The organism is Georgenia sunbinii (assembly GCF_036421875.1).
GTDB lineage: Bacteria > Actinomycetota > Actinomycetes > Actinomycetales > Actinomycetaceae > Georgenia_B > Georgenia_B sunbinii.
Window position 1 is genome coordinate 1 of the sequence record NZ_JAZGOL010000002.1, and the last position, 12,281, is coordinate 12,281.

The 12,281-nt window shown below is 69.5% G+C and carries 6 protein-coding genes; all 6 read right to left on the reverse strand.

The features are described 5' to 3' along the window. Nucleotides 1-6,042, reverse strand: a 6,042-nt coding sequence (locus tag V2J52_RS04525) for a ThuA domain-containing protein (protein ID WP_331226497.1), incomplete at its 3' end; no start/stop codon positions are given. Nucleotides 6,043-6,224: 182 nt separating this feature from the next. Then, nucleotides 6,225-7,091 (reverse strand): sugar phosphate isomerase/epimerase family protein, encoded by an 867-nt coding sequence (locus V2J52_RS04530; RefSeq protein WP_331226498.1) that lies wholly within the window; start codon nucleotides 7,089-7,091, stop codon nucleotides 6,225-6,227. A gap of 114 nt (nucleotides 7,092-7,205) precedes the next feature. Then, nucleotides 7,206-8,456: a substrate-binding domain-containing protein gene (locus V2J52_RS04535; protein WP_331226499.1), complete on the reverse strand. Its 1,251-nt coding sequence runs from the start codon at nucleotides 8,454-8,456 to the stop codon at nucleotides 7,206-7,208. Between the two features lie 96 nt (nucleotides 8,457-8,552). Further along, a complete protein-coding gene (locus V2J52_RS04540; RefSeq protein ID WP_331226500.1) occupies nucleotides 8,553-9,593 on the reverse strand; it encodes an ABC transporter permease in 1,041 nt (346 codons plus the stop codon). After that, a complete protein-coding gene (locus V2J52_RS04545; RefSeq protein ID WP_331226501.1) occupies nucleotides 9,590-10,687 on the reverse strand; it encodes an ABC transporter permease in 1,098 nt (365 codons plus the stop codon). The genes V2J52_RS04540 and V2J52_RS04545 overlap by 4 nt, the downstream gene beginning before the upstream one ends. Then, nucleotides 10,684-12,183 carry a sugar ABC transporter ATP-binding protein gene (locus V2J52_RS04550; RefSeq protein ID WP_491062167.1) on the reverse strand — a complete coding sequence of 500 codons (1,500 nt, stop codon included), beginning with the start codon at nucleotides 12,181-12,183 and terminating at the stop codon, nucleotides 10,684-10,686. The genes V2J52_RS04545 and V2J52_RS04550 overlap by 4 nt, the downstream gene beginning before the upstream one ends. Nucleotides 12,184-12,281 lie beyond the last annotated feature (98 nt).

Here is a 12,281-nt window from a genome sequence, read left to right on the forward strand (position 1 = left end):
CTCGTACGACCCGGCCTCAACCACGTCGTCACCGATGAGGTACTCCACGCCATCGACCGCAGGAACGGTGTAGGAGTCGTTCTCCGTCCCGTCCTCGTCGATGAACGTCACCGCGTGCGGCACGACCACCGGGTCGGGGTCGGGACCGGGCTCATCGCCGGCGACCGCGAACGTCAGCTCCTGGATGTCGCTGATGTTCCCGTCGGCGTCGGTGGCACGGAACTCCACGGTGTGGTCACCGGGCTCGACGACCTCGACCGCGGACTCGTAGGCCAGCCAGTCGCCGCCGTCGATCCGGTACTCGACCGTGTCGACGCCGGAACCGTCGCCGTCATCGGCGTCGAGCACCAGCGAGGCCGGTGCGTCGTAGGCCGCGAAGTCGGCGCACACGATCGGCAGCCCGGGGAGGCCCGACTCGTGGATCATCACCGACAGCGGCTGCTGCCGGACGATCCAGTCGGCGAGTCCCCAGCCACGTGCCACGCCCTGGGCGTTGGGCACGAGGTCGCCCCGGGGGTCGGTGTTGGACGACACCCAGATCTCGTTCGGCGGTGCTGACGGCCCGTTCGGGTCGTGCTTGTAGTGCCCGCCGTGGGTCTGGCACGAGCCGTCGTGCAGGTGCGCCGGGTACGGCTGACCAGGCAGCAGGCCGCTGGCCTGGATCATCACGCTGGTCCCGGCCGTGCTCTTGGTCATGGTCGCGGTGCCCTCGACGGTCAGGTCGCTGGTGCCGTGGCCGTGGTCCATCGGGCCGAACTCACCCGTCGACGTGCCGAGGACGTTGCCCGACACCGTCGGGGCCTCCTCGTCGACCGGCGGCGTGACGTCGTCCTCGACCACCCGGAAGTAGTCGAAGCTGACGGTGGTCGGCTCGGTCTGCTCCGGTCCGATGGCCACCAGGCCGAAGGTCGAGAGGTCACCGGCGTGCGTCACCGCGTCGCCGAGCGAGGTCCAGGTCTCGCCGTCCTCGCTGACCCAGCCCTGGTAGCTGTCACCGGTGCGGGTCATCCGCAGGTGCCAGTAGTCACCCTCGGGCTCACCGGCGAGGTCGATGCCCCGGTTGCCACCGGCACCGAAGCCGCCGTTGACCTCCGAGACGAGCTCGGCACCGAGCGCGAGCGGCTGCCCGGCCTGGTTGCGTGCTACGACGTCGAGCTTCACGTAGTCGTCGTCGCCGCCGTACGCCAGCAGGCCGGCGTACTGCCACTGGTGGATCAGCGGGGCGTGGAACCGGGTCTCGATCGTCCAGTCGCCCGCCGGAGCGGACTGCAGGATGAAGTTCTCCGGCGAGATGGGGTTGTCGTTGTTGACGTCCCCGGGCTGGGTGACGATGTGCAGCTCGCCGTCGGCGACCGAGACGTTCTCCGCCTGGTAGCGCACCGTGCTGTCCCAGCGGCAACCGTCGAGCGCGTCGCCGTCGAACTCGTCGTTCGGCTCCCGCTCGCCGGTGTCCTCCCGGTCAGGGGTGACCCGGAAGTGGTCCACCGCCGCGACGACATCGGGCTCGCCGGTGTCGCCGGCAGCCACGACGCCGAAGGTGGCGTCCGGGTCGAGGACCGCGGACCCGTCCAGCGTGGTGAACTGCTCGCCGTCCAGCGAGTAGGCCGCCGTGAGGCTCTCGCCGTCACTGGTGAGGCGCAGGTGGACGGCGTTCGCGGCGTCAGCCGGCAGGGTGACGTTGCCTGCGTGCTGGGTCCGGGAACCGTTGGACTCGGTCCAGAACTCCAGGAAGCGGCTGCCGTTCTCGTGCTTGGTGAACGTCAGCTTGGTGTAGTCGTCGTCCCCGGAGTGCACCATGAGGCCGCTGTACTGCCAGTGCCGCCCATGCTCGACGCTGACCTGCGTGTCGACCTGCCACTCGCCTGACGGCACGGGCTGACCGACGTAGCTGATCGGGCCGGTGTTCGCGCCGTCGATGTCAGCGCCGGTGACCGGCAGGTGCAGTGCACCGTCGGCCACCGTCACCGGTGAGCCGTCGGCGCTGCGCACCGTCGTCCAGCGCTGACCGTTGAGGTCGTCGCCGTCGAACTCGTCGCTCATCGTGGTGGCGCAGATCGGTCCGGGACCCGGCTCGGGGTCCGGGTCCGGGTCGGCCGGGTCGTCGTCGAAGACGAAGTCGGCGAACTCGACCTCACTCGTCGCGGACGCGTGGTGCGCGGTGACGAACAGCCCGATGTCCTGGACCGACGCCGCACCCGGCAGCTGGACCGGGGCGCCGATGCGGGTGAAGTTCTCACCGTCGGTGCTCCAGAACGCGGTGTAGTCGTCGCCGTTGCGCTCGAGGCGCATCCACGCCGGGTAGCTGGTGCTGCCGGCGTCGCTCGAGGCGTTGAGCTGCCCCGAGGTGTTGGTCGACCGCAGCCACTCGAACCCGCCGTTCGGGCGGAGCCCCAGCGCGGCGTACCCGGCCGACTCACCGGGAGCGGTGACGTCGTTGCGGACGATGAGGCCCGCCTTGGCGCTGCCGTGGCTGTTGCCCTGGCTGTTGATCTTCACGGTGGCGGACCACCGCTCGTCGGCGCCCGCGGGCATGTAGAGCGCGCTGTACTCGTCGACCGCGTTCCACATGTTGCCACCACCGGAGTTGATGGTGAACGTGCCGTCCTCGCCGCGGCTGAACTCGCCGTCGACGTTGGAGAACGTGAGGAAGTCGCCGAACGCGTCACCGATGGTGATCGGCACGATCCGCGACGTCGTCTCGGCGCCGTTGTTGTTCGTGGCGACCGCGGTCAGGTGGTAGACCGCCTCGTCCGCGGCGTCCCAGGTGACGCTGTACGGCGCCTCCTCGTCGACCCCGAGAGACTCGTCACCGACGAAGAACTCGACCTGGGTGATCTCGTTCTCGGCGTCGGTGGCGTCGGCGGTCACCGTGACCTCACCGACCTCGACCTCGTCGGCCACGGTCGGTGCCGTGATCGCGACGCGGGGCTTGGAGGTGGGCGAGATGCCCTGGCCGTCGGCCTCGATGAAGTTCAGCCGTCGCTCGCCCTCGCCCGGGAAGACGACGAAGAGCTCGAAGGACTCCCCCGGGTCCTCGATCTCGACGGCGACGTCGGTGTACCGCGCCAGTCCGCCGGTCGAGGGGACCTCCGCGGTGGCGAGCAGCTCGCCGTCGACGCCGTCACGCCGCAGCTCGATGTCCCCGCCGGTGGCCGAGGCCACCCGCAGCACGAGCTGGTCGATGTTCACCAGGTTGATCGGGTCGTAGGACGCCCATGCGCCGTCCTGCCCGCCGATCGAGGTGCCGTGACCCTCGATGTCGCGCGAGGCTGTGGCCGTCATCCCCTCCGAGTCGGTGAAGAACTCCGCCTCGCGGATCTTGCCGAACAGCAGCGAGGTGTCCTGACCGGTGAGGGCAGGCACCCCGTCACCGCCGGAGTCCTGGTAGCGGGCGTCGAGCACGTAGAAGACGTTCATGTCGTCGCTGTGCCCACCACCCAAGCCGGTCTCGACCGACCCGGTGCGGCCGGTGTACGGCTCGGCCGGGTGGGCGTGGCCGTCGTGGCCCAAGGCGGGCTGCACGATGAGCTCGGAGTCGTCGATCTCGTCCTCGGCGTCGGACGCGTCGATGTCCCAGGTGACGACGTCACCGAAGTCGAAGAACGCGCCGGTCGGCGGCAGGTTGAAGCTGATCTCCGGCCGGGTGTTGCCGACGGTGATCGGCACCGTGGTGGTGCCGGTCTTGCCGTGCGGGTCGGTGACCGTCAGGCGAGCGTCGTAGACGCCGTTCTCCTCGTAGGTCGTCGTCGGGCTGACGTCGGTGGAGTCCACCTCGCCGTCGCCGTCGAAGTCCCAGGCGTAGCTGAGCTCCTCGTTCTCCGGGTCACTGCTCGTGGACCCGTCGAAGGTCACCTCCAGCGGCGCGAGGCCGCTGTCCGGGGTGGCGGTAGCGACCGCGGACGGCGAGCGCGAGCCGGAGACGTAGTCGATGCGGTGCAGGCCCGAGTCCGGGTTGTGCCGGCCGAAGCCGCCGCCCCAGTCGAGCACGTACATCGAGCCGTCCGGGCCGAACTTCGCCTCGATCGGCGCCATGAACGGCTCCGACGGCAGGAACGCGTTGACCTTCTCCAGGCCGGTGCCGGCCTCGTCGAGGATGAAGGAGTACATCTTGTTCCGCGCCCACTCGAAGAAGAAGGGCTGGCCGTCGAACGACTCGGGGAACTTGGTGTCCGACTCGGACGCGGCGTCGAAGTTGTAGAACGGGCCGCCCATCGGGGCCAGGCCGCCACCCTGCGTGATGATCTCGGGGTGGGAGGCGCGCTGGTAGCCGTACCACATGTCCGGTGCGACGGCTGCGGGCAGCTCGGTCAGCCCGGTGTTGAGGATCGAGTCGTTGACCGGGGCGTCGCAGTCGAAGAACTCGCCGACGGCGGGTGGCTGCTGGCGGTAGTCGACGTCACGGAACGGCTCGTTGTTACCCATGCACAGCGGCCAGCCGTAGAAGCCGGGCTCGTCGATGATCATCCACTCGGCGATGCCGGCAGGCCCGCGGTTGGCGGGGTTGTCACTGCCGTTGTCCGGGGAGTAGTCGGCCATCGAGATGTTGCCGGTGACCTCGTCGATGGCGAACTGGAACGGGTTCCGGAAGCCCATCGCGTAGATCTCGGGCAGCGTCTTGTCCTCGGTGTCCTCCGCCTCGTCGAACATGTTGCCCTCGGGGATGGTGTACGTCGTCCCCACTCCGGGCTCGGCGTCGGCCGGGATCTCGTCCAGCGGCGTGATGCGCAGCAGGCTGCCGCGCAGGTCGTTGGAGTTGGCCGAGGTGGCGCGGGCGTCGTGGAACTGGCCGTCGCGCTCCGACAGCGGTGCGTAGCCGCCGGACGGCTCGGAGTGCGGGTTCACGTCGTCGCCGACACCCAGGTAGAGGTTGCCCTCGGCATCGATCTCGACGACACCACCGGTGTGGCCGGGCTCGTCCGGCAGCCGCCGGGCGGGAACCTCGAGCAGCACGCGCTCGGTGTCGGGCTCGATCAGCCCGGTCTCGTGGTCCATGGTGAACCGCGAGAGGTTGCTGTAGAAGTTCGCCGGGTCGGTGTCGTCCTCGCTCTCCGGCGAGTAGTAGAGGTACAGGTGACCGCTCTCGGCGAAGTCCGGCGCCAGCGCGATGCCGAGCAGGCCGTCCTCACCGCCGGAGTACACGTCGAGCTGCAGGGCGGTGGTGGTGGTGTGCGAGGCCGGGTCGTAGACCTGGACCTGCCCGCGGACCAGCTCGGTGAAGAAGACGCGGCCGTCGTCGGCGATGTCCATCCCGAACGGCGCGGAGGTGTTCTGGTCGAGCGCGACGCGCTCGTACATGCCCCAGTCGGTCCCGCCACAGTCACCCTCGACGAGGCCCGCGGCCCACTGCACGCCACCGAGGATGTGCTCGACCAGGTCGGGCTCGTCGGTGAAGTGGGAACCGAAGTGGCCCATGCCGGTCATCCAGGCGCGGCCACCGTCGTAAGGCTTGCACCAGGAGATCTGGTGGTCGTAGCCCATCGCGTTGCCGCCGGGCTCGTAGGTCGACTCGTCCATGGTGGCGAGCACGTGCGCCTCACCGCGCACGTTCGCCGAGTAGTTGTACCACTCGTCGGCCCGCTCCCACCGCTGGGGCAGGTGCTCGGTCGACGGGTGGGTCTGGTCCTCCACCCGGACGGTGCCGGGGAGGCCCGGGTCGGAGCCGGTGGCGGCGTGACCGGGCATCAGCGCGCCGATCATGTCGTCCCACCAGTCGTAGCTCCCGCGCATGTCGGTGGCGTTGTGGATGGCAACGATGCCGCCGCCGGCCTGCTGGTAGCGCTCGAGGGCGGCCTTCTCGTCGGCGTTCCACGGGTCGCCCGAGGTCTGGAACATCACCAGCGCGTCGAACTTGGCGAGGTCCTCGTCGTTGAACAGCGAGGAGTCCTCGGAGTGCACCGACTCGATGCCGGCGTCCGCGAAAGCGTCGATGAGCACCGGGGTACCGACGTCGATCGCGTCCTCGTGCCGGTACTGGGTGGTCGCGGTGAAGATGAGGACCTGGGGGTCGTCATCGTCGGCAGGCGGCGGCTCCGTGCCGGCCACCGCGGGTACCGCAGTTAGTAGTGACAAGGTCAGCACACTGGCGGACGCTGCAGTGAGCGTTCGCCGCAGGCGGCTCTGCCCGAGAGTGCGAGTCATAGTTTCCTTTCAAGGGTCGTATCGGTCGGTAGTGACGGTTGGTCGCCCCCCGTCGGGACGTCGCGTCCTCGCGAGTCCCGGTCAGCTCAGCTGTGCGCCATCAACCTCCTCAGGTGGGCCAGACCATCGACGGCGATGGCGTCCTGGGTGACGGCCAGCGGGCGCCAGATCGACGCCGCGGTCGCGATGGTGGCGTTCTCCGCGGTGAATGACTCGATGCAGATCGGCCCGGTGTAGGCGGCGTCGTCCAGCGCGCCGAAGATCTCGGACCACGGCAGGTGGTCAGCACCGGGGGCGCCGCGGTCATTCGCAGAGACCTGCACGTGAGCGATCCGGGCGCCGGCGCGTCGGATCGCCGCCGGCACATCGGTCTCCTCGATGCTCATGTGGTAGACGTCGAGCAGCAGGCCGACCTCGGGCAGCGGCGCCAGCGCCGTCAGGGCCTGGTCGACCGTGTTGATCAACGACGTCTCGTACCGGTTGAGCGGCTCGACCGCGATCTGCACACCGGCGCCGCGGCCGTGCTCGGCAACCGGGGCGAGGTGCTCGACGAGCTCGTCGTAGCAGCCCTGCCGCTCGGCCTCGGTCATCCGCCAGGTGCGACCCACCGAGGCGTAGGCGGGCCCGGCGATGACCGCCGAACCCACGGTGTGCGCGACGTCGATCACGCCGCGCAGGTAGTCCTGGGTGGACCGGACGATCGCGGCGTCGGTGGCCACCAGCTCCGACCCCTCCCCCATCACCAGGGTGACAGTGGCGCCGAGGCCGAGGTCGGTGAGCAGCGCGGCCGCCGAGTCGGGGTCCCAGTCGCCGAGGTTCTCCACCGGCAGCTCGATGACGTCGAAGCCCCAGTCCTTGATAGTCGGGGCGAGTCGTCGCAGCGACTCATCGGTCAGCGGGGAGGTCCATACCCAGGTGTTGACGCCGATCCGGCGTCGCACGTCAGACGTCATCGTCAGTCCACTTCGTCGTCGATGTAAGCAGCGGTGCTCGGGTGACGCTGTGGGGCGCGGGCCTCGCGCCGGGACGTGGTCCGGCGGCGGTCGCGCGCCCCACAGCGGGTGGTGCTAGTTGCCCTGCCAGGCCTCCGGGAACCCGGGCAGGTCCTCGCCACCGAACTTCGCGTAGTGCAGCGACGGCATGTCGGCGTTGCGCTCGAGGTAGTCGGCCAGGTCGGCATCGGTGACCGGCTGCTGCGGGAGCACCCACTCCGCGGGGACCTCTTCGCCGTTCCAGATCATCTCTGCGGCGAGCACCGGGGTGCGCCACTGGAAGTTGGAGTAGCTGAGGCCGACGGCGGTCATGCCCGTCTCGTCCCACTTGCGCATGAAGCTGAGCTCGTCCTCACCGGCGAACACCGGGTAGTCCGCGCCAGCGTCCTCGAATGCCTCGACGGCGGCGACGGCGCCGTCGCCGGCGTCCATCCAGATGCCGTCGACGTCGCCGCGCTGCAGGTACTGCGTGACGATGTCCTTGATCTTGGCCGCGTCACCCTCGGTGAACTCCTCGCCCACGACCTCGAGCTCGCTGCCGGCGAAGATGTCGTTCGCCGCACCCCAGCGGTGCTCGAGGACGTCGACGCCGGGCAGGATGCGCAGCGCGAGGACGGTCGAGCCGGGCTCGAGGTTGTCGACGAGGAACTCCGCACCGGTAGCACCATAGGCGTAGCCACCGATCGGGTGGATGAAGGTGACGGCGCAGTCGGTGTTGACACCGCGGTCGAACACGATGACCGGCGCGCCGCTCTCGCACGCCGCCTCGACGGCCGGCGTCAGGGTGGCGGTGGTGGAGGGCGAGATGACGATGGCATCGCAGTCGCCGTCGGAGATGAAGGACTGGATGTCGGAGATCTGCTTGTTGTCGTCGTCTGCGGCGTCCGCCACGCGGAACTCGCCGATGACGCCCTCGTCCTGGAGGACCTTCACCTGCTCCTGCATGGTGATCCAGCCGGTGTTGCGCCACGGGTTGGAGACCGAGGCGTTGGAGAAGCACAGCGTGTTGTCGCCGCTGTCGGAGGCGAACTCGGTGGTGTCGACCATCTCGCCGGGCTCGATCATCTGCAGCCACGGAGTGGCGTCGTCGCCCTCGGGGGCCATGTCGCGCTGGGCGAGCTCGCGCTCGAAGTCCGCGCGGACGAAGAACTCGCCCTCGGGCGTGCCCTCGGCGTCAGCGTCGACATCGGTGTCGGCGTCGGCGTCGGTCTCCTGGGTGGTGGGCGTGTCCGGCTCGTCGCCCTCGGTGGGCGCGTCGGTGGTGCAGGCGGACAGGACCAGGCCCATGCCGAGGAGGCCTGCGGTGAGGCGGATAGTACGGCGCATCAAATACCTTCCTTGGTAACGATGTGAGTGAAAAGCTTCGGGGGATTCTCGGGGGGACGTGAGGTGCCGCAGCGTCGCGGCAGCGGGGTGATCAGGTCATCCGACTCCCACGGGCTGAGGTTCGGCGGGGGTCTGGGCCGCGACGCGGGTCCGCCGGGTACGGGACTGGTTCGCGGCGAACGCGACGGCCGCGATGATGATGACCCCCTGGATCGTGGGGTTGAGGGTCGAAGGCATGTCCAGCTGGACGAGCAGCCGCGAGAGCAGCTGGTAGGTGAGGGCACCGGCCATCGCGCCGACGATCCAGCCTCGTCCGCCGCCGAGCAGCACGCCACCGAGCACGACGGCGGTGATCGCGGTGAACTCCATGCCCTGGCCGACCTGGGCGGTCACGCCGGCGAAGCCCCCGATGAGGATGCCGGCGACGGTGGCCAGGAGCGAGGAGAGCACGAAGGCGGTGGTACGCACCCGCCACACGCGGCCGCCGGCAAAGGTGGTGGCGGTGTCGTTGTCGCCGGTCGCGATGAGGACCCGGCCGTACGACGAGCGCATGGCGAGCACGCCGATGACGGCGATGACCAGCATGATGAGCAGCGCGTACGGCAGCTGGCGCAGCACCGGCATGTCGATCCCGGTCCTCCCCCACTGCCGGAAGCTCTCCGACAGCGCGCCGGTCGGCGCGCCGCCGGTCCACAGCCGGATCGCCCCGTAGAGCACGAGCATCGTGCCCAGCGTGGTGATGAACGACGGCACGCGCAGCAGGGTGGTCACCAGGCCGTTGACGAGCCCGACGACCAGCCCGAAGCCGATCATCAGCGCGATCACCGGCCAGGTGCGGCTCTCCTCGCCCTCGATGAGCCGTGCGGCGATGACCACCTGCGCACCGACGAGGCTGCCCACCGACAGGTCGAACTCACCCGAGACGATGACGAAGTACTGGCCGATCGCCAGGATGACGAGGGGTGCTGCGCTGCGCAGGAACGCCATGAGCGACGGCGGCTCGAAGAATCCCGGGTTGAGGAACAGCATCGCGACGACGAGCACGGCGAGCACGATGAACACCGGCCCGCTGCCGTTGCGACGGAGCCGTTCGCGAAGGGATGGGGCCGCGGGGGCCGCGGCGGGTCGAGACGTCATGACCGTCCTCCTCGGGCGGTGCGTGCCGCCGGTCTGCGGCGACGCGAGGACGTGAGGTCCTGGAACCGTGCTCGGGCCTTGTTGGGATCGATCTGTCGCCGCGCGTACATCGCGACTGCGGCGATGATGATCGTGCCGCGCAGCACGTCACGGAAGAACGGGTTGATCTGCAGCTCGTTGAAGAGACTGTCGAGCACGCCGAGGATGAGGACCGCGGCGATGGTGCCGCCGATCCCGCCGCGGCCGCCGAGCAGCAGCGTGCCGCCGAGGACGACGGCGGCGATGGAGTCGAGGTCGTACCCCGAGCCGTAGATCTGCGCGCCGACACCGGTGCTGAAGCGGGCGGCGAGCAGCAGCCCGGCCAGGCCGGCCATCGTCGAGCACATGACGTGCGCGATGATCAGCGTCCGGTCGGTACGGATCCCGGAGAGCCGCGCGACGTCGATGTTGCCGCCGACGGCGAACATGCTGTGCCCCAGCCGGCTGCGGTGCAGCATGACCGCGCCGAGGACGGCGATGAGCAGCATGATCACCGCCGAGAGCGGCAGGATACCGATCCTCGTGTACCCGAAGCCCTGGAACGACGCCGGGACGGACCCCGAGGGGCCGGGGAACCGGGTGTCGAGGAAGCCCTTGATGATGAGTCCGGCGCCGAGCGTGGTGATGAAGGCGTGGACACCGAGCTTGGTGGTGACGATGCCGTTGAACAGCCCGACGGCGGCGGAGACCGCCAGCGCGGCGGCGACGCCGAGCAGCACCCGGGACTCGTCGCCGTCCATGACGACCGCGGCGACGAGGCTGCTGAGGGCGGCCACGTAGCCGACCGACAGGTCCAGCGAGCGGCACAGGATGACGAGCGTCTGGCCGATCGCGATGAACCCGAGGAGGCTCGATCGGGTAAGGATGTCGATGATCGAGCCGCCGCTGAAGAGGTTTTCGCCGCGGGTTGCCAGCAGGATGGCGCCGATGACGAGGATCGCGAGCAGCGCGACGTAGATCAGTGGGATGGAGCGCAGCGGGGACTGGCGCCCCGGTGCCTTCTTGGTGGGGGCAGGCGGCCGGGGAGCCAGCCCGACGTCTGGTGTCGCGGTCATGCGCTTTCCTCGATGGTGTCGTGGCGGGTGGCCAGGGCCATGACGGCTTCTTCGTCGCATCCGCCGGGCAGCTCGCCGCTGATCTCGCCGTCGTGCAGGACGATGATCCGGTCCGCCATCCCGATGACCTCGGGCAGCTCGGAGGAGATGAGGACGATGGCGACCCCCTCGGCGGCGAGGTCGCGCATGAGCTCGTACACCGCTCGCTTCGCGCCGACGTCGATGCCGCGGGTCGGCTCGTCCATGACGATCACGCCCGGGTCGGTGAGCAGCCACTTGGCGAGCACGACCTTCTGCTGGTTCCCGCCGGAGAGGAACCGCACCTCGTGGGCGCCGCTGCGCGCGGTCAGCTCGAGGGAGGAGAGGATCCCGGGAGCGCGGCGGGCACCCTCGTCGGCCCGGCGGGGCATGACGGCGTCGAGGACGAGGCGGGCGTTGGCGGCCACCGACTGGTTGAGGGCGAGACCCTCGACCTTGCGGTCCTCGGTCACCAGCGCGATGCCGGACCCGATCGCCTGCCGCGGCGAGCTCGGGTCGACGCGGTTGCCGTCGACGTAGACCTCGCCCTGGGCGAAGCGCTCGACGCCGAACAGCCCGTGGGCGATCTCGGTGCGGCCGCTGCCCTGGAGGCCGGCGAGCGCGACGATCTCTCCGCCGCGGACCTCGAAGCCGATGTCGCGCACCATCCGGTTGCCGGCGCCGCGGACGGCGAGGCGGACGTCGCCGAGCGTGGTGCCCTCGCGAGGTTCGGGGAAGATCGAGCTGATCGATCGCCCCACCATCTTGCGCACGAGCTCGTCGCCGCTGATGGCCGAGGCGTCGACGGTGTCGACGAGGGTGCCGTCCTTGAGGATGGTGATCCGGTCGCAGAGGTCGAAGATCTCCTTGAGCCGGTGCGAGACGTAGAGGACGGCGACGCCGCGCTCCTGCAGCCGTCGGACGAGGCGGTAGAGCAGCTCGACCTCGTGGTCGGCGAGGGCGGCGGTGGGCTCGTCCATGGAGATGATGCGGGCGTCGAAGGACATCGCCTTGACGATCTCCACCACCTGCTGCTCGGCGACCGACAGGCCACGGACCTTGCCGTAGGGCGAGATATTCTCGATGCCGAGGTCCTCGAGGAGCTTGGCGGTGTCCCGGACCATCGCAGCTCGGTCGACGAGTCCGTAGCGGCGCGGCTCGCGTCCGAGGTAGACGTTCTCCGCGACCGTTCGCTCGGGGAGGAGGTTGAACTCCTGGAAGACCGTGGTCACTCCCGCGGCTTGCGCCTCGAGGGGATGGGAGAAGCTCACCTGTCGGCCCTGGAGGGTGATGGTGCCGCCGTCGGCCGGGTGGACGCCAGCGAGGATCTTCATCAGGGTCGATTTGCCCGCGCCGTTCTCCCCGACCAGGGCGTGCACCTCGCCGGGGTAGACCTCGAGGTCGATCCCATGGAGGACCCGGACCCCGAAGAACGACTTGGTGATGCCGCTCACTCGCAGGAGCGGTCCATCGCCCACGTCCACATGTTGGTTCACAAGCTCTGCCTCTCGTCGTCGGCCCTGACGGCGTCCATACTGAGCGGTATACTAGTCGGGTACTTCCAGTTCCTGTCAAC

What these genes read in the sequence shown, in the direction of transcription:
- V2J52_RS04530 (WP_331226498.1), bottom strand. Translation starts at nt 7,091, where the DNA reads ATGACGTCTGACGTGCGACGCCGGATCGGCGTCAACACCTGGGTATGG.
- V2J52_RS04535 (WP_331226499.1), bottom strand. Translation starts at nt 8,456, where the DNA reads ATGCGCCGTACTATCCGCCTCACCGCAGGCCTCCTCGGCATGGGCCTG.
- V2J52_RS04540 (WP_331226500.1), bottom strand. Translation starts at nt 9,593, where the DNA reads ATGACGTCTCGACCCGCCGCGGCCCCCGCGGCCCCATCCCTTCGCGAA.
- V2J52_RS04545 (WP_331226501.1), bottom strand. Translation starts at nt 10,687, where the DNA reads ATGACCGCGACACCAGACGTCGGGCTGGCTCCCCGGCCGCCTGCCCCC.